The sequence below is a fragment of the Methylobacterium sp. Leaf465 genome (genome assembly GCF_001424705.1).
Taxonomy (GTDB): Bacteria; Pseudomonadota; Alphaproteobacteria; order Rhizobiales; family Beijerinckiaceae; genus Methylobacterium.
Genome location: NZ_LMRA01000001.1, coordinates 38,556 through 56,179, shown reverse-complemented (window position 1 = coordinate 56,179; position 17,624 = coordinate 38,556). Strand labels below are relative to the sequence as shown.

At 71.6% G+C, this 17,624-nt stretch carries 16 protein-coding genes; 10 read left to right on the top strand and 6 right to left on the bottom strand.

The genetic code is table 11. The features are described 5' to 3' along the window. The first annotated feature begins 100 nt into the window (after window positions 1-100). Both rpsP and rimM read left to right on the top strand, forming a co-directional pair. Window positions 101-463, top strand: a complete 363-nt coding sequence (gene rpsP / locus ASG51_RS00200; RefSeq protein ID WP_055957770.1) for a 30S ribosomal protein S16 — start codon at window positions 101-103, stop codon at window positions 461-463. Between the two features lie 10 nt (window positions 464-473). Continuing rightward, window positions 474-1,160 carry a ribosome maturation factor RimM gene (gene rimM, locus ASG51_RS00195; RefSeq protein WP_056210876.1) on the top strand — a complete coding sequence of 229 codons (687 nt, stop codon included), beginning with the start codon at window positions 474-476 and terminating at the stop codon, window positions 1,158-1,160. Window positions 1,161-1,278: 118 nt separating this feature from the next. Here the strand turns inward: rimM and ASG51_RS00190 are convergent, their stop codons facing one another. The 3 genes from ASG51_RS00190 to ASG51_RS00180 form a co-directional block, all read right to left on the bottom strand. Next, complete coding sequence (locus ASG51_RS00190; protein ID WP_056378345.1) at window positions 1,279-2,826, bottom strand: sensor domain-containing diguanylate cyclase; 1,548 nt, start codon at window positions 2,824-2,826, stop codon at window positions 1,279-1,281. Between the two features lie 459 nt (window positions 2,827-3,285). Continuing rightward, complete coding sequence (locus ASG51_RS00185; RefSeq protein ID WP_056378342.1) at window positions 3,286-4,977, bottom strand: methyl-accepting chemotaxis protein; 1,692 nt, start codon at window positions 4,975-4,977, stop codon at window positions 3,286-3,288. Between the two features lie 207 nt (window positions 4,978-5,184). Next, window positions 5,185-6,087 (bottom strand): LysR family transcriptional regulator, encoded by a 903-nt coding sequence (locus tag ASG51_RS00180; RefSeq protein WP_056353587.1) that lies wholly within the window; start codon window positions 6,085-6,087, stop codon window positions 5,185-5,187. A 125-nt stretch (window positions 6,088-6,212) separates the two neighbouring features. Between ASG51_RS00180 and ASG51_RS00175 the strand changes: the two genes are divergently transcribed. From ASG51_RS00175 to ASG51_RS00165, 3 genes are all read left to right on the top strand, one after another. Then, a complete protein-coding gene (locus ASG51_RS00175) occupies window positions 6,213-6,614 on the top strand; it encodes a DoxX family protein (RefSeq protein ID WP_056378340.1) in 402 nt (133 codons plus the stop codon). A gap of 67 nt (window positions 6,615-6,681) precedes the next feature. After that, the gene (locus ASG51_RS00170) at window positions 6,682-7,716 is read left to right on the top strand and encodes an Atu2307/SP_0267 family LLM class monooxygenase (protein ID WP_056210867.1); all 1,035 of its coding nucleotides are present in this window, start codon (window positions 6,682-6,684) and stop codon (window positions 7,714-7,716) included. 225 nt (window positions 7,717-7,941) lie between these two features. Beyond that, window positions 7,942-8,463, top strand: a complete 522-nt coding sequence (locus tag ASG51_RS00165) for a hypothetical protein (RefSeq protein ID WP_056378894.1) — start codon at window positions 7,942-7,944, stop codon at window positions 8,461-8,463. A gap of 20 nt (window positions 8,464-8,483) precedes the next feature. On the opposite strand, the gene ASG51_RS00160 is transcribed toward ASG51_RS00165, so the two are convergent. Further along, window positions 8,484-9,296 (bottom strand): methyltransferase domain-containing protein, encoded by an 813-nt coding sequence (locus ASG51_RS00160; RefSeq protein WP_082513804.1) that lies wholly within the window; start codon window positions 9,294-9,296, stop codon window positions 8,484-8,486. 71 nt (window positions 9,297-9,367) lie between these two features. Between ASG51_RS00160 and trmD the strand changes: the two genes are divergently transcribed. Both trmD and ASG51_RS00150 read left to right on the top strand, forming a co-directional pair. Further along, the gene (gene trmD, locus ASG51_RS00155; protein ID WP_056378339.1) at window positions 9,368-10,069 is read left to right on the top strand and encodes a tRNA (guanosine(37)-N1)-methyltransferase TrmD; all 702 of its coding nucleotides are present in this window, start codon (window positions 9,368-9,370) and stop codon (window positions 10,067-10,069) included. A 74-nt stretch (window positions 10,070-10,143) separates the two neighbouring features. After that, window positions 10,144-10,899 carry a dienelactone hydrolase family protein gene (locus tag ASG51_RS00150; protein WP_056378337.1) on the top strand — a complete coding sequence of 252 codons (756 nt, stop codon included), beginning with the start codon at window positions 10,144-10,146 and terminating at the stop codon, window positions 10,897-10,899. A 54-nt stretch (window positions 10,900-10,953) separates the two neighbouring features. Here the strand turns inward: ASG51_RS00150 and ASG51_RS00145 are convergent, their stop codons facing one another. Together ASG51_RS00145 and dctA are read right to left on the bottom strand one after the other, a co-directional pair. After that, complete coding sequence (locus ASG51_RS00145; protein WP_056378335.1) at window positions 10,954-12,117, bottom strand: mandelate racemase/muconate lactonizing enzyme family protein; 1,164 nt, start codon at window positions 12,115-12,117, stop codon at window positions 10,954-10,956. Between the two features lie 59 nt (window positions 12,118-12,176). Then, window positions 12,177-13,511, bottom strand: coding sequence for a C4-dicarboxylate transporter DctA (dctA, locus tag ASG51_RS00140; RefSeq protein WP_056353569.1), 1,335 nt, complete (start codon window positions 13,509-13,511; stop codon window positions 12,177-12,179). A gap of 148 nt (window positions 13,512-13,659) precedes the next feature. Between dctA and ASG51_RS00135 the strand changes: the two genes are divergently transcribed. From ASG51_RS00135 to serA, 3 genes are all read left to right on the top strand, one after another. Beyond that, window positions 13,660-14,553 (top strand): LysR substrate-binding domain-containing protein, encoded by an 894-nt coding sequence (locus ASG51_RS00135; RefSeq protein WP_056378333.1) that lies wholly within the window; start codon window positions 13,660-13,662, stop codon window positions 14,551-14,553. Between the two features lie 157 nt (window positions 14,554-14,710). Continuing rightward, on the top strand, window positions 14,711-15,880 hold the full coding sequence (locus ASG51_RS00130; RefSeq protein ID WP_244472745.1) for a phosphoserine transaminase: 1,170 nt from the start codon (window positions 14,711-14,713) through the stop codon (window positions 15,878-15,880). Window positions 15,881-15,987: 107 nt separating this feature from the next. Then, window positions 15,988-17,580: a phosphoglycerate dehydrogenase gene (serA, locus tag ASG51_RS00125; protein WP_056378331.1), complete on the top strand. Its 1,593-nt coding sequence runs from the start codon at window positions 15,988-15,990 to the stop codon at window positions 17,578-17,580. Window positions 17,581-17,624 lie beyond the last annotated feature (44 nt).

Genomic DNA, 17,624 nt, shown 5'->3' with positions numbered 1-17,624 from the left:
GGGGGCGTAGCGCATAGCGAGTCGGGTTCGCGCCCACGGACTCGCCATTCGCTACGCGCGCCTCGCCCTCACACGACACACTGACCTTTGGAGTCAAACCATGTCCCTCAAGATCCGTCTCACCCGTGGCGGCGCCAAGAAGCGCCCGTACTACCGCATCGTCGTCGCCGACGCCCGCGCCCCCCGCGACGGCCGCTTCATCGACAAGGTCGGCGTCTACGACCCGATGAAGGCCAAGGACGATCCGGCCCGCATCGTGCTCGAGGCCGACAAGATCCAGGCCTGGCTCGCCAAGGGCGCCCAGCCCACCGACCGCGTCCTGCGCTTCCTCGACGCCGCCGGCCTCGCCAAGCGCCCCGCGCGCAACAACCCGCAGAAGGCCGAGCCGGGCGAGAAGGCCAAGGAGCGCGCCGCCAAGCGTGCCGAGAAGGCCGCCGCCCCGGCCGAAGACGCCGCGGCCTGAGGTCCCCCGCATGGCCCGTCGTCCCGGAGGCACATCGACCCACGGTGACGGCGGGCGCCGTGCGCGGCCCGGCCGCATCGGCAGCGCGGCGGCCACCTCGGCCCACCGGCCGCGGCCCGAGGCCGACGCGCCCCTGCCGCCCACCGACCCGAGCCTCGTCCAGATGGGCGAGTTCGGGCGGGCGCACGGGCTCAACGGCGAGGTCCGGCTGAAATCCTACACCGGCGACCCGCAGGCGATCGCGTCCTACGGGCCGCTGATCGGCGCCGACGGCCGCCGCGTCGAACTCACGGACGTCCGGCAGGCCGGCGGCGCCTCCCCCGACCTGCTGGTCGTGCGGGTGAAGGGCGTCGGCGACCGCACCGGCGCGGAAGGCCTCAACCGCCTCGCCCTGTACCTGCCGCGCGAGCGCCTCGGCACCGTGTCGGACGCGGACGAATTCTTCACCGCCGACCTCGTCGGCCTCGCGGTGGTCGACACGCAGGGCACGGTCCTGGGCACCGTCGCGGACGTGCCGAACTACGGCGGCGGCGATCTCCTGGAGATTAAGCCGGCCCTGGGCGGCGCCACCGCACTCCTGCCCTTCACCAAAATCTTCGTGCCCGAGCTCGACATCGCCGGCGGCCGCGTCGTGGTCGATCCGCCGGAGGACCTGTTCGCCCCGGCCCAGCCGCGCCCCCCGGACGAGCCCGCCTGAGGGGAAGGCGGCCGCGCGATCGCGCCGACGCCGCCGATCGCCGAAATCCCTCCTCCCCGGACGGGAAAGAGTCCTCCGCCTGCGATCTCCGCACCCGGCCGCGCGACGCACCCGGCTCTCAGGCGGCGTCGGCCTGCGCGCCCGGTGCCCCCTCGCCCGGTGCGCACGCGCTCCGCGGCGGACCGATGCAGGTCCGGTTGCGACCACTCCCCTTCGCGGCGTAGAGCGCCGCGTCGGCGACGCGGTAGAGCTCTCTGGCCCCTCTCGCCCCCGCGCGGACCGACGCGGTGCTGGCCAGGCCGATGCTCACCGTCAGGGCGCCCGCCGGGATGCCGGCGGCGGGTAGCCCGAGGCGGCGGACTTCGGCATGGACGGCGTCGGCCACCCGCTGGGCGCCCGCCCCGTCCGTTCCGGCGAGCAGCATCACGAACTCCTCGCCGCCCACCCGGCAGACGAGATCGCCCGGGTGGCGCGCACTCGCCAGGAGGCAGCGCGCCAATCCCTGCAGGACCTCGTCCCCGACGGCGTGTCCGTGGCGGTCGTTCACGGCCTTGAAGTGATCGGCGTCGATGACCAGCAGGGAGAACGGCGCGCCGCCGGAGCGACCCGACCGTTCGACATCCGCCAGGGCCTCCTCGAAGCGGCGCCGGTTCGGCAGGCCGGTCAGCGGATCGGTGAGGGAGAGGCGCGCCAGTTCCACCTGCATCCGTCCCCTGTGCCGGAGCTCGCGCCCGAAGAGCAGCGAGAGGCCGGCGCAGAGCCCGCACAGGATCGACACGATGCTGCCGATCACCAGCGCCTTGGCGCGCCACTCGGCATCGATCTCGTCGGGCGCCAGGGTCACGGCGAGGATCAGGGGGAGGTCGCCGATCCGCGTGAAGGTGTGGTGGCGCGGCTCGGTGCTGCGGACGGCGCTGCCGAGGAAGCTGCCGCTGCCCTCCCGAACGAAGCGCTGGAAGGACGGCGAGGCCGCGACGCTGTCCCCGATCGCGCCTTCGAAGAAGGGGTGCCGCATGATGCGCCGCCCGTCGCGGGCGTAGAGGTTGATCGCGCCCTTTGCGCCGAGGGCGAGATTGGCGAACAGGCGGCTGAAATAGGTGAGCTTCAGGGAGGCCTGGACCACGCCGCCGAAGCTGCCGTCCGGCTTGTTGATCCGGCGACTGAGCACGATGATGGGGACGCCGAGCATCCGCGAGGTCATGGGCTCGCTGATGAACAGGCCGAGGTCGGGCCGGTCGCGATGGGCGCGGAAATAGCTGCGGTCGGCGTTGTTCAGGGGCCGGGCCGGGACCGCGTTCGCGTCGTAGACGGTGTCGCCGTTCTCGTCGACCACGAGGAAGACCCCCATGTCCCGTGCCGTGACGGCCCGGTCGAAGAGGATCAGCTGGCGCAGGGCCGGACTCACGGCCGAGAAGCCCGGCGCCGCGAGATTGTCGACGGCGCCGCGCAGGGAGAGGTCGACGATCTCGACGTTGCGCGCGATGTCGCGTTCGATGACCTGAAGCAGGTTGCGGGACGTCTGCGCGGCCTTGTCCCAGGCATCGTTGCGCAGATCGACCAGCATCAGGCCGGACACCACGAGGAGGCCGAGAGGCGCCAGGACGCCGAGTCCGATCCAGGCTCGCGCCGCGCTCAGGCGGCTCGTGAGATCCGGCAGCATCCGCATCGGCGACTCCGAAACCTCCGGTTGTGCATTCGAGACTCAGATGCCACGGAAAGTCCTAAGCAGAGCTTGTCCGTCCCCAAGCCGGAAACCGACGCGGTGACGCCGGAGCCCATTTGTCTCAGCAAACCACTTCGGGACGCCGAGGCCGGGAGCCGCCGGGCGGTTCCGCGGCCTGGGGGCCCCGGTGGGGCACCTTTTCGGGTCACATGGCGCGGCGATCCGACTCGGAGGAAGGGCATGGCCCCGGCCGAATCAGGCCCCGCCTGGGCTGCCGCATGCCCGCTCCGGTCGAGTCCGACAGCACCTGTCACGCGCGGGTCCCCTCTCCAGGACGGAGAGGGACGGGGTGGAGTGTGGAACCGCGTCGGATGGGGCATGCCCCTCACCCCGGCCCTCGCCCGCTCGGAAGAGGGGTCCTGATCCGACCGAGCCACCCGAGGCCATCCATCGGACGGGGTCTCAGGCGGCGCGGACGCCCGAGAGGAACCGGCTCACCTCGGCGCTGAGATGCTCGGACTGGCGCGACAGCTCGGAGGCCGAGGCGAGCACCTGCGTGGCCGCCGCACCGGTCTCCTCCGAGGCCCTGGCCACGCCCGAGATGTTGCCGGTGACCTCGCTCGTGCCCTGGGCCGCCTGGGCGACGTTGCGCACGATCTCCTGGGTGGCGGCCCCCTGCTGCTCGACCGCCGCGGCGATGCCGCTCGCCATTCCGTCGATCTCGCGGATCCGGCCGGTGATGCCCCCGATCGCGGAGACCGCCTGGTCGGTGACGCCCTGGATCTCGCCGATCTGGCGCGCGATCTCCTCCGTCGCCCGGGCGGTCTGCCCGGCCAGCTCCTTGACCTCCGTGGCAACCACCGCGAAACCCCGCCCCGCTTCGCCCGCCCGCGCCGCCTCGATGGTGGCGTTCAGTGCCAGCAGGTTGGTCTGCCCGGCGATGTTCGAGATCAGCCCGACCATGTCGCCGATCCGGGCCGAGGTGGTCCGCAGGGCCTGGACGAGCTGGCCCGTCTGATCCGCCTCGCCGACGGCCGCCTGCGCGAGCCCCGCCGAGCCCTGAACCTGTCGGCCGATCTCCTGGATCGAGGAGCCGAGTTCCTCGGCGGCGGCCGCCACGGTGCCGACGTTCGACGCGGCCTCCTCGGCCGCCGCTGCGACCTGGCTGGACTGGGCCGCCGTCTCCTGGGCCGTCGCAGTCATCTGCTGGGCCGTCGCCTGCAACTCCGTCGCCGAGGACGAGACGAGACCGACGATGCCGCCCACGGCGCGCTCGAAGCCGTCCGCAAGCTCGATCATCGTGCGCCTGCGTTCCGTCACCGCGGCCGCGTCGGCGATGCGGCGGATCTCGGCCTGCTCGGCCGCCTTCTGCGCCACCATCGTCTTGATGCCCTCAACCGCGCGGGCGACCGCGCCGACCTCGTCGCCGCGGCGCGCCTCCGGGATCGTCGCCTCGAAGGAGCCCTGCGCCATGCGCTCGAGAACGCCGACCAGGCTGGCCAGCGGCCGGGTGATCCCCAGGATGCCCACGAAGGCGGCGGTCAGGAGGCCGGCGAGCATGCCGAGGGTGCTGAACAGGATCAGGCTGTGGCGGGTGGCATTGGTCTGGGCGGTCAAATCGGCCGAGCCCTTCTCCATCGACGCGGCGATGTCCTCGCCGAGCTGGCTGCCTTCCTGGACCATGAGGGCGAAGGTCGGGTCGATGGCGCGGTGCACCAGAACGATGGCCTCCGCGTTCCGGTTCGCCGTCCCAAGCCGGCGGACCTCGGACACGTCTTGCACGAACCGCTCGACGCGCGCGGTCTGCGCCTCGACGCGGGTGCCGAAGGACGGGGCCTGCAGACGCAGGTCGGCGAGGGCCTGGCGCATCGGCGCGAGCGTGGCCTCGAATCCGTCATTGGCCGCCTTCATCTGGGCGTCCTCGGTTTCCGCGATGACCCGGTAGACCCAGTAATTCATCTCGAAAACGAGCCGGTTCACCCGGCGGGCGGTCGCCGCACCCTTGGCATCCCGTGAGATGAACAGACTATAGGCATTGTCGATCTCCATCATACGCCCCTGAGCGAACCAGACACAGACGCCGACCATTATTGCGATGAGTGCTACGATGGCTCCCAGCTTCGGTAAAATCTTGACCCTGGATAAAAACGACATGGGAGCACCCCGAATTTTCCGGCCAAGATCCAGCACGCCGATTAAAGTTTAATGGAGATTGCGGAGGATTTCTTCTTCTAGATGAACTGAGACCCGTCATTTCGAGAAGTTCGGTGGTGCGGATCGATCCGAGACCGCTCGAAGCCGCGGATCATCCCCGATCCAGCTCGGCGCGAGCGCGGCCGAGGCCCACCCGCCTTCCCCGGATCAGGCGCCCGGGGAGACGTCGCGGAGCTGGCCGATGAGCCAGCGGCCGGCCGGGCCCGGCGGACGCTCCATCGGGTAGACGGCCCACATCGGCAGGAACAGACCGCCCTTCGGCAGGGCGGCGACGTCGAGGCGCACGAGCTGACCGTTGGCGAGATCCTCGGCCACCACGTCCAGGGGCATGCCGCCCCAACCGAGGCCGGAGCGCAGGAAGGCGTGCTTCGATCCGAGGTCGGCGAGCCGCCAAGTGCGCGGCGAGAACACGCCGAATTCCCGCCCCTTGGTCAGGTCGCTGCGGTCGGTCAGAACGAGCTGGACCTGTTCGGCGAGGTCGGCGGTGGCGATCGGGCCGGTCCGGCGGGCGAGCGGGTGAGCGGGCGCCGCGACCATCACGAGTTCGATCTGCCGCAGGGGCTCGCGGGCAAGTTCGGGAGGCAACAGGGGCGTCGCCCCCGCCACCGCGAAGGCGCAGCGTCCGTCGAGGACCGGCGCGATCACCGCCCCCAGGGTCTCGACCTGAATGCGCAGGGGCGTCTCGGGGAAGGCCGGCTGGAAGGCCGCGACCGCCTGCGTCACCACCTGGATCGGAAACAGCACGTCGAGGACGATGCTCACCTCCGGCTCCAGGCCGCCGGCGAGGTCGCGGGCCTGCGCCTTGAAGGTCTCGGCGGCCGCCACCGTGGCGCGCGCATGGGCCAGGAGCACGCGCCCGGCCTCCGTCAGCACCGGGTACCGGCTGGTGCGGTCGAACAGCTTCACCCCCGACTGGGCTTCCAGGTTGGCCAGGGACTGGCTCACCAGGGACTGCGCGCGTCCGAGCTTGCGTCCGGCGGCCGAGAAGCTGCCGGTGTCCACGGCGGCCACGAAGGTGCGGAGCTGATCGAGCGTGAGCGGGTCGAGCATCCATCTGCCTGGGTGATGGGATGCATCGAATGATAGAGGCTTCGCTGAGAGAGGGCCACCACCTAGATCGGGACTCACAGCCGAGCCGCTCCGGCCCCGGCGATCGCAGACCCGGATGATCCCCCATGTCCCTCGCCCTCACCGCCTCTCCCGCTCCCACGCGCGCCCGCACCGTCTCGGCCTGGGCGCTGCAGGGTCTCCTCGCCCTCGTCTTCCTTTCGGCGGGCGGCGCCAAGCTCGCCGGCGCGCCGATGATGGTGCAGGTCTACGACCTCATCGGCGTCGGCCAGTGGTTCCGGATCGTCACCGGCCTCGTGGAGGTCGCCGGCGCCGTCGCCCTGCTGATCCCCGGCTTCGCGGGCCTCGCCGCCCTCTGGCTCGCCGCCACCATGGTGGGCGCCGTGATCGCCCACCTGGTCGTCCTGCCCACGCCCGCCGCCCCGGCCGCCGTGCTCCTCGTCCTGACCGCGACCCTGGCCTGGCTGCGCCGGGACCAGACCCGCTCGGTCCTGGGCCTGCGGCGCTGATCGGCGGAAACCCTTCGCTGCCCGTCGCCCCCGCGTCACGTCGCCCCCGCCCGCGAGAGACCCCACCATGGACATCGGCATCGACAGCTTCGCCGTCACCCTCCCCGATCCGAAGACGGGCCGGACCCTCTCGGCGGCCGAGCGCATGGAACGCCTGCTCGACGAGGTCGAAGCCGCCGACCGCTCCGGCCTCGACGTGTTCGGCATCGGCGAACATCACCGGGCGGAGTTCCTCGACGCCGCCCCCGCCGTCATCCTGGCGGCCGCGGCCGCCCGCACCCGTCGCATCCGCCTGACCAGCGCCGTGACCGTGCTGAGCGCGGCCGATCCGGTGCGGGTCTTCCAGGACTTCGCCACCCTCGACCTGATCGCCCGGGGCCGCGCCGAGATGGTGGTCGGACGGGGCTCCTTCGGCGAGGCCTACCCGCTGTTCGGCTTCGCGGCCGAGGACTACGACGCCCTGTTCGCGGAGAAGCTTGAGCTGCTGCTCGCCCTGCGCGCGCAGACCCACGTCACCTGGCGGGGCCGCTTCCGCCCCCCGCTCACCGGACAGGGCGTCTACCCGCGCCCGTACCAGGAGCGCCTCCCGATCTGGGTCGGCGTGGGCGGGACGCCGGCCTCCTTCGCCCGCGCCGGCACCCTCGGCCTGCCCCTGATGGTGGCGATCATCGGCGGCCGCTTCGAGCGCTTCCGGCCCCTGGTGGAGCTCTACCGCGAGGCCGGCCGCCGGGCCGGGCACGCCCCCGAGACCCTGAAGGTCGGCGTCCACGCCATCGGCTTCGTCGCCGACACCGACCGCGCGGCCCGGGAGGCGTTCTATCCGGGCTGGGCCGCGATGTTCGGCAAGATCGGGGCCGAACGCGGCTGGCCGAGTTCCGGCCTTGAGGAGCAGTTCGCCGCCATGTGCGCGCCCGGCGGGTCCTACCTCATCGGCGCCCCGGAGACGGTCGCCGCGAAGGTGCGGGCCGCCGACGCCGTCCTCGGCGGCCTGTCCCGCCTCACCTTCCAGATGAGCTCGGCGATGCAGGAGCCGGAGGCCATGCAGCGCTCCATCGCCCTGCTGGGCACCGAGGTGAAGCCGCGGGTGAGGGCGGCCGCGTGACGGGCTCCCCCCGCCCCGCCGGCACGCGCGACCACCGCGACGGATCCCGAATCCCGGATAACCGGCCGTTAAGAACATCGTGGGTAAATTTCCCACGAATTGACGGCCGGGCGATCCCGGTATCCCGAACACGCATGCGCCCCCATGAGCACCATCGCCTCCGCGGCCTCCCCGGTTTTCGCCCCGCGGCCGCCACCGCGCCCTCACGGGGCGATGAAGGAGCAGATGGCGTCGACCATCTCCAGCGAACTGTCCGCCGGCGCCCTGAGCGGCACGGACGCCACCGCCCTCACCTCGGCCCTCACCGCGATCGACACGGGTTTGTCCGCGTCGTCGAGCGGAAAGGCCGCCGGGGGAGCGGCGACAGCGCGCGATCCGGCCTCCCTGACGGACCGGATCGACGGACTGATCGCGGATCAGGTCAGCGCCGGCACCCTCACGGACGATCAGGCGGGCGCGCTGAAATCCCTCTTCGCCAGCGGCGGGCAGAGCACGCGCGCGTCGCAGGCCGACGGTGCGCGCGAGGCGGGCGGCCCGCCCCCAGGTCCGCCGCCGGACGGCGCGGCGTCCGGTTCGGATGACGGCACGACGAACGGCTCCGCCACGCGCGCCTCGGTCAGCGACCTCCTGAGCAGCTTCATCAAGCAACTGCAGAGCGTCCAGGCCACCGGGTCCGCCTACGGCGCCAACGGAACGAACCGCACCAGCAGCGCGTCCTCGGCCCTGGTCCTCGACACCAGCGCCTGAAGGCGGAGTCGCCCACCCGCTCACCGCGCGCGCTTGGACGCCCCATCCTTGGCGCCCCGGGTGGTCTCGTCCTGGCAGGGGCGGATGGAACCCGGATTCGGCCGGTCGGCGGCGGCGGGTGCCGCGAAGATCGCGAGGTAGCCGACGCCGCCCTCCAGCACCGAGAAGCCGGTCTGACGGTATCCGACGGCCGTCAACTCGCAGGCGAGCAGCGCTGGCGGCGTGCCGTGCCGCGAGGGCACGTCGTCGGCGTCGACGATCCCGACCCGGCCGCCCGGCTTCATCATCGGCGCGAGGTTGTGGAGCAGGCCGAAGGGCTGGGCGATCTCGTGGTACATGTGGACCAGCACAGCGGCGTCGAGGGAGGCCGGCGGCAGGCGTGGATCGTGCGGCTCGCCACGCACCACCGTGACGTTGGTGAGCGCGCTCTTGGCGATGCGCCCCTCCAGCCCTACCAGGTAGCGCGGCGTCACGTCCTCGGCGTAGACGTGTCCCTGGGGACCGACCCGCTCGGCCATCCGCACCGTGTAGTAGCCGCTGCCCGCGCCGATATCGGCGACACTCTGGCCGGCCGCGATGCCCATGAGCCGCATCACCTGCCCGACCTCGTCGACGGAATCGCGCTGCGCCTCCGAGGCCCAGAGCGGGGCGACGATCTCGGCCACCGGCCGGTCGGGCTTCGGGAAGGCCGCGGCGGGCGTACCCGCCGGGGCCAGAGGCTCGGCCGCCCGGACGGGCCGCAACAGGCCGAACCCCGTCAGGGCCAGCGCCAGGGTGACGGTCCGGACGAGGGCAACGAGGATCCGGGGGCGGAGCACGGGGGAAGCGGCCATGCAGGCTTAACCCGCCGCCGCCGGATCGGTGCCACGTTGACCCGGCGCGCCTCCGCGCGCCAGTAAGCACCATGACCGCCAGTCCCTGGAACGCCACCGTCCTCACCCTCTATCCGGAGATGTTTCCGGGGCCGCTCGGGGTGTCCCTGTCCGGGGATGCGCTGGCGCGGGGCACCTGGAGCCTGGAGGCCCGCGACATCCGCGAGCACGGCCTCGGCCGGCACCGGGCGGTGGACGACACCCCCGCCGGGGGCGGCGCCGGCATGGTGCTGCGCTGCGACGTCCTCGCCGCCGCCATCGACGCCGCGGGCGCGCCCGACGATCCCCGGCCCCGGCTCTTCATGAGCCCACGGGGCCGGCCTCTCACGCAGGCGCGCGTCCGGTCCTTGAGCGCGGGGCCCGGCGTGCTCGTCGTCTGCGGCCGCTTCGAGGGCGTGGACGAGCGCGTGATCGCCGGGCGCGGCCTCGAGGAGGTCTCCATCGGCGACTACATCCTCTCCGGCGGCGAGATCGCCGCCCTTGTGGTGCTCGACGCCTGCGTGCGCCTCCTGCCCGGCGTGATGGGCAAGCTCGCCTCCGGCGAGGAGGAGAGCTTCGAGACGGGCCATCTCGAGTACCCGCACTACACCCGCCCCCGGGACTGGGAGGGCCGGGCGATCCCGGACGTCCTCACCGGCGGCAACCACGGCGCCATCGCGCGATGGCGCCGGGGCGAGGCTCTGCGCCTCACCCAGGAGCGCCGACCCGACCTGCTGCGCTCCCGCGAGGACTGACGCGTCGCCTCCGGCCGGGTTGCCCCGCCACCCGCACCGGGCATAGTCGCCGGGATCCGAACCGGGAGAGGCCGATGCCGAACGAGCGCGTAACGATCCGGACGCCCGACGGGGATTGCCCGATGGACGTCCTGGTGCCCCCCGGCCACGGGCCGTGGCCGGGGGTGATCCTCTACATGGATGCCGGGGGAATCCGGCCGGCGATGCGCGAGATGGCCCGGCACCTGTCCGAGGCCGGCTACGTCGTCGCCCTGCCGGATCTCTTCTACCGCTACGGGCCCTACGGCCCCTTCGTGCCGCGGGAGGTCTTCGCCGGCGACTTCCGCGCAACCCTCGGCCCGCTGATGGCCACCACCGATCCTCAGAAGGCGGCGGGGGATACGGACGCGATCCTGGCCTATCTCGATACGCGCGCCGACGTCGCGGGCGCGACCGTCGGTGCCGTGGGCTTCTGCATGGGTGGCGGCATGGCGCTGGCCGCGGCGGGGCGGAACCCGGATCGCTTCGCGGCGGTGGCCAGCTTCCACGGCGGCAACCTCGCCACCGACGCACCGACGAGCCCGCACCGGTTCGTCGCGAAGCTGCGGGCGGAGGTCACCATCGCGGCAGCCGAGAACGATGGCAGCTACCCGCCCGCGATGGCCGAGCGCCTGGAGGAGGCCCTGACGCAGGCGGGCGTCCGGTACACTGCCCGGATCTACCCGGCCGCCCACGGCTGGATGATGCCGGACTTCCCCGTCTATGACGCCGACGCCGCCGCGCAGGGATGGGACGCGCTGCTTGCCCTGTTCCGCCGAACCCTGCCGGGCGGCCCCCGCGCGGGCGCATGAGGCGTGCGCGGACCGCGCGGGACACCGCCGTCCCGCACGGCCCACGAGACCGTTTCAGGCGGCGAGGTCGCGCATCACCGCGATGAGGTCCGACTTGCCCTCGAAGCCGATGCCGGGAAGCTCGGGCATGATGATGTGCCCGGCCTCGACCCGCACCCCGTCCGGGAAGCCGCCATAGGGCTGGAACAGGTCCGGATAGCTCTCGTTTCCGCCGAGGCCGAGGCCCGCCGCGATGTTCAGTGACATCTGGTGCCCACCATGCGGGATGCAGCGCTTCGGCGACCAGCCGAACTGCTCCAGCACGTCGAGGGTGCGCAGGTACTCCACCAGGCCGTAGGACAGGGCGCAGTCGAACTGCAGCCAGTCGCGGTCCGGGCGCATGCCGCCGTAGCGCAGGAGGTTGCGGGCGTCCTGATGCGAGAACAGGTTCTCGCCCGTGGCCATCGGACCCGGATAGAACTCCGACATCGCCGCTTGCAGGGCGTAGTCGAGGGGATCGCCGATCTCCTCGTACCAGAACAGCGGGTACTGGCGGAGCATCTTGGCGTAGGCGATGGCGGTCTCGAGGTCGAAGCGCCCGTTGACGTCGACGGCGAGCTGCGCGGCCGAGCCGATCTCCGCGAGCACCGCCTCGATGCGGCGCTGGTCCTCCGCGATCGGAACGCCGCCGATCTTCATCTTCACCACGGTGTAGCCGCGGTCGAGGTAGCTGCGCATCTCGGCGCGCAGCTGGGTGTCGTCCTTGCCCGGATAGTAGTAGCCGCCCGCCGCGTAGACGAAGACGCGCGGGTCGGCCTCGATGCCCTTCTGCTCGGCGAGCATCCGGAACAGCGGCTTGCCGGCGATCTTGGCGGTCGCGTCCCAGATCGCCATGTCGAGGGTGCCCACCGCCACCGAGCGCTCGCCGTGGCCGCCGGGCTTCTCGTTGGTCATCATCGCCGCCCAGAGCTTGTGCGGGTCGAGGTTGTCGCCGGCCGCGTTCAGCACGCTCTTGGGGTCGGCTTCCAGGAGGCGGTTGCGGAAGCGCTCGCGGATGAGGCCGCCCTGGCCGTAGCGGCCGTTCGAGTTGAAGCCGTAGCCCACCACCCGGCGGCCGTCGCGCTCGACGTCGGTGACGACGGCGACGAGGCTGGCGGTCATCTTCGAGAAGTCGATGTAGGCGTTGCGGATGGGCGAGGCGATCGGCTTGGTGACCTCGCAGACGTCGACGATGCGCATGGGGATTCTCCTGGGTTCACTGGGCGGAGGGAAATGGGTGGGGTGACGGGGGCGCGGCCTCAGGAGGCGAGCGCGGCGGGCAATGCCCGATCGGCTCCCGGCCGGGTCTCGGCCGGAACGACGTCGGCGGCGGCGATGGCGGCCCGGTTGCGGTAGGCCTCCTCGGCCCTGCCGCGATCGAAGGCGCCCTCCCACTGGGCGATCGCGATGGTGGCCACCGCGTTGCCGATGAGGTTGGTGACCGCCCGCGCCTCGTTCATGAAGCGGTCGACGCCGAGCAGGAGCACGAGGCCGGCGACCGGGACGGTGTGGAGGCTCGACAGGGTGGCGGCGAGGGTGACGAACCCGGCCCCGGCCACGCCCGCGGAGCCTTTCGAGGTCAGGAGCAGCACCCCGAGGACGACGAGCTGGTCGCCGAGGCCCAGCGGCGTGTTGGTGGCCTGCGCCACGAAGATCGCCGCCATGGTCAGGTAGATGCAGGTGCCGTCCGCGTTGAAGGTGTAGCCCGTGGGCAGCACCAGGCCGACGACGGATTTCTCGCAGCCCAGCCGTTCCAGCTTGGCCATCATGCGCGGCATGACGGCCTCGGTGGAGCAGGTCCCGAAGGTGATGAGGATCTCGTCCTTGAAGTAGCTCAGCACCTTGGCGAGGGAGAACCCGGTCCAGGCGCAGACCGAGCCGAGCACCAGCACCACGAACAGGATCGACGTGGCGTAGACGCCGAGCATCAGGTAGGCGAGCGACCAGACGGTGCCGAACCCGTACTTGCCGATGGTGAAGGCGACCCCCGCCCCGGCCCCGATGGGGGCCAGCCGCATCACCATGGCGACGACGCGGAACAGCGCGTCGAGCAGGCTGTCGATGACGGCGACCACCGGCTTGCCGCGCTCGCCGGCCTGGACCAGGGCGAGGCCGAGTAGCAGCGAGATCAGGATGATCTGCAACATGGCGCCCTTGGCGAAGGCATCCACGATGGTGGTGGGGATGATGTCCATCAGGAAGCCGACGAAGCCCGGCTGCGCCTCGGCCCGCTTGGCGTAGGCGGCGATGGCGCTGCCGTCGATGTGGCTGGCGTCGATGTTCATGCCCACGCCCGGCTGCATCAGGTTGACCACGACGAGGCCGATGACGAGGGCGAGCGTCGAGACGACCTCGAAGTAGACGAGCGCCCGCACGCCGATGCGCCCGACCTCCTTCATGTTGCCCATCTTGGCGATGCCGACGACGATGGTGCCGAAGATGACCGGCGCGAGCAGCATCTTGATCAGCTTGATGAAGCCGTCGGCCAGTGGCTGGAGCGTCACGGCGACCTCCGGCAGCAAGACGCCGACAACACCACCCAAGACGATCGCAATGAAGACCTGAACATAGAGCCTGCCGAGCCATGACTTCATGCTCTGTTTCCTCCCATCTGCCACGTTCTGGGCAGTTTCCTCGGTGATCCCTCTTGTGGGGCTTGGCGTTGTGCTTACGCCTGGACAGCTGCGCTCGGCCAATGCCATGTTCGGTTCGCGCTATGCAGGGACGGCATCGGACGGGCGGATGGACCTGGACTGGCTGAAGGACTTCCTCGCGCTGGCCGAGCAGAAGACGTTCTCGCGCGCGGCCGAGGCGCGGAGCGTGACGCAGCCGGCCTTCAGCCGCCGCATCCGGGCCCTGGAGGACTGGGTCGGTACGCCCCTGTTCCTGCGCGGGGCGCAGGGGGCGACGCTGACGCCGGCCGGACTCCACTTCCAGCCGGCGGCCCAGGACCTGCTGCGGAGCCTCGAGCGGGCGCGGCGGGAGGCGCAGGGGGTCGGCGCCCAGGACACCGCGACGCTGTCGATCGCGGCGACGCACGCCCTGTCCTTCACGTTCTTCCCGGGCTGGGTCCGGCAGGTCATGCAGTCCCGGATGCTCGGGACCCTGAACCTCGTCTCGGACAGCATGGAAGCCTGCGAGCAGATCATGCTGTCGGGCGAGGTGCACTTCCTGCTCTGCCACTTCCACGCGGATGCGCCGACGCGCTTCGAGTCCGATCGCTTCGAGAGCGTGCGGGTCGGGCACGACCGGCTGGTCCCGCTTTGCGCACCCGCTCCGGACGGCACGGGCCTCTGGGCGCTGCCCGGCACGCCCGCCGACCCCATCCCCTACCTCGCCTACTCCCAGCCCTCGGGCCTCGGGCGCATCCTCGCCAGCTGCCGGAAGAGCGAAGCCCACCACCTCGCGACCCGCTTCACCTCGCATCTCGCCGCCACGCTGACGACCATGGCGCGCGAGGGCCACGGCGTCGCCTGGCTCCCGCAGACCGTGGCGGCCGAGGACCAGGCCCGCGGCCAGCTCGTCCGGGCCGGGCCCGAACCCTTCGACGTGCCCATCGAGATCCGGCTGTTCCGCTCGCCGGAGTGCCGCAACCACGCCGCCGACGCGCTCTGGGCCTATCTCCGCGACACGTGACCCGCGCCGTCATCGGGAGACCCGTTTCGCCCCGGCTCGCGTGCGGTCCGATCCCGGCCGGGCGGACGACCGCTTGCGTCCCGTGCGGCGCGGGTCCATTGGCGTCGGCGGGCCACTCCTCCCCAACGAGGAGCTCTCATCTGGAAGGATGACGCACGTGACCAACCGACCCGCCACGCGCCCCCGCGTGCCGAATTTCTCCTCCGGCCCCTGCACCAAGCGTCCGGGCTGGAGCCTGGAGGCCCTGGCCGACGCGCCGCTGGGCCGCTCGCACCGCTCGGCCATCGGCAAGGCCAAGCTCAAGGAGGCCATCGACCTCACCCGCAGCGTCCTGCAGGTGCCGGCCGATTACCGGATCGGCATCGTGCCGGCCTCCGACACCGGCGCCGTCGAGATGGCGATGTGGTCGATGCTGGGCCCGAAGACCGTCGAGGTCGTCGCCTGGGAGGCCTTCGGCCTCGAATGGGTCACCGACGCCCTGAAGGAACTGAAGATCGCGCCGCGGGTGCATGTCGGCGATTACGGCGTCCTGCCCGACCTGTCGGCCGTCGACACCCGACGCAACGACGTCATCTTCACCTGGAACGGCACCGCCGCCGGCGTCCGCGTGCCCAACGGCGACTGGATCGCCGCCGACCGCGAGGGCGTCACCATCTGCGACGCCACCTCGGCGGCCTTCGCGATGCCACTGGACTGGGCCAAGCTCGATGTCGTCACCTTCTCCTGGCAGAAGGTCATGGGCGGCGAGGCCGCGCACGGCATGATCGTGCTCTCGCCCCGCGCCGTCGCCCGCATCGAATCGAACGTCCCGGCCTGGCCAGTCCCGAAGGTCTTCCGCCTGGCCAAGGACGGCAAGCTGATCGAGGGCATCTTCAAGGGCGACACCATCAACACGCCCTCGATGCTGGCGGTCGAGGATTACCTCGACACCCTGAAATGGGCCGCGCGCATCGGCGGCCTGCCGGCGCTGCACGCCCGGGCCGACGCCAACGCCCGGGTCATCCACGACTGGGTGGCGCGGACGCCCTGGATCGGCCACCTCGCCGCCGATCCCGGCACCTACAGCAACACCGGGATCTGCCTCGTCCTCACCGACCCGGACATCCTCGCCATGGGCGACGCCGTCGTCGGTGCGGTCGCCAAGGGCATCGCCGACACCCTGGACCGCGAGGGCATCGCCTTCGACATCGGCGCCTACCGGGATGCTCCGGCCGGCCTCAGGATCTGGTGCGGCGGCACGGTCGAGTCCGCGGACCTCGAGGCCCTGACCCCGTGGCTCGACTGGGCCTTCGCGTCTGAGAAGGCGAAGCTCGCCCGGGCCGCCTGACGCCCGCGCGACCTCGACGTCACCCGCGTCGTATACCGTGCGCGCGACGGAGCCGCTGTCCGGCCCCGTCGCGCGTCGGTTTTCCCCCGCCCGAGCCGGACACCGCCATGCCCGCGCCCAAGGTGCTCATCTCCGACGCCCTCTCCGAAGCCGCCGTGCAGCGCCTGCGCGACCGCGGCCTCGACGTCGACTTCCGGCCCGAGCTCGGCCGGGATCGCGACGCCTGCGCCGCCCTGATCGGTGCCTATGACGGTCTCGCGATCCGCTCCACCACCAGGGTCACGGCCAAGCTGCTGGCGCGGGCCGACCGTCTGAAGGTGGTCGGTCGCGCCGGAATCGGGGTCGACAACGTCGACGTGGCGGCGGCCACCGCCCGCGGCGTCATCGTGATGAACACCCCCTTCGGCAACGCGATCACCACCGCCGAGCACGCCATCGCGATGATGTTCGCCCTCGCCCGGCAGATCCCGCAGGCCGACGCCTCGACTCAGGCCGGCCGCTGGGAGAAGGCCCGCTTCATGGGCACGGAGCTGACGGGCAAGACCCTGGGGATCATCGGCTGCGGCAACATCGGCGCCGTCGTCGCCGACCGGGCGATCGGTCTCAAGCTCAAGGTGATCGCCTACGATCCCTACCTCACGCCGGAGCGCGCCGCCGAGATCGGCGTCGAGAAGCGCGAACTCGACGCGCTTCTCATGCGGGCCGAACTGATCAGCCTGCACGTCCCCCTGACCGAGCGGACCCGGAACATCCTCTCGGCCGACGCACTGGCGCGGACGAAGCCGGGCGTCCGCATCATCAACTGTGCCCGCGGTGGCCTGGTCGACGAGGTCGCACTGCGCGCTGCCCTCGAGTCCGGCCGGGTCGGGGGCGCCGCCTTCGACGTGTTCGCGACCGAGCCGGCTTACGAGAACCCGCTCTTCGGGCATCCGAACGTGGTCTGCACGCCCCATCTCGGCGCCGCGACGAAGGAGGCGCAGGAGAACGTCGCCTTGCAGATCGCGGAGCAGATGGCGGACTACCTCCTGCAGGGCGCCGTCGTGAACGCCGTCAACACGCCGTCGATCTCGGCCGACGAGGCGCCGCGCCTGAGACCCTTCGTGGAGCTGGCCGAGAACCTCGGCTCGTTCCTAGGCCAGCTCACCGACGCGCCGATCCATGGCATCCGGGTGACGTATGAAGGCGCGGTGGCGGCGATGAACACCCGCGCACTCACGGCGGCCGCCGTCACCGGCGTGCTCCGCCCCGTCCTGTCGGGCATCAACATGATCTCCGCCCCGGCGGTGGCGCGCGAGCGCGGCATCCGGGTCGAGGAGGTCACCCGCGCCGGCGGGGCACCCGATTTCGGATCGGTGATCCGCATCACCGTCGAGGCCGAGGACATGCCCCGCGATGCCGCCGGCACGGTCTTCCACGACGGCAAGCCGCGCATGATCGAGATCCGCTCCATTCCGATCGATTCCGCCTTCGCAGAGCACATGCTGTACGTGCGCAATCACGACCAGCCGGGCTTCATCGGACGCTTCGGCAGCGCGCTCGGCGCAGCCGGCGTCAACGTGGCGACGTTCGCCCTCGGACGCGATGGGATGGGCGGCAATGCCATCTGTTTCTGCGCCGTCGATGCGCCGGTCTCGAAGGACGTTCTGGCTAGCATCGCCGCGATCCCACAGGTGAAGCGGGTGCGGCCGCTGCGGTTCTGAGAATTTTGCGGTCTCGACAGATCGGGCCGCAAGCTGGCCCCCCG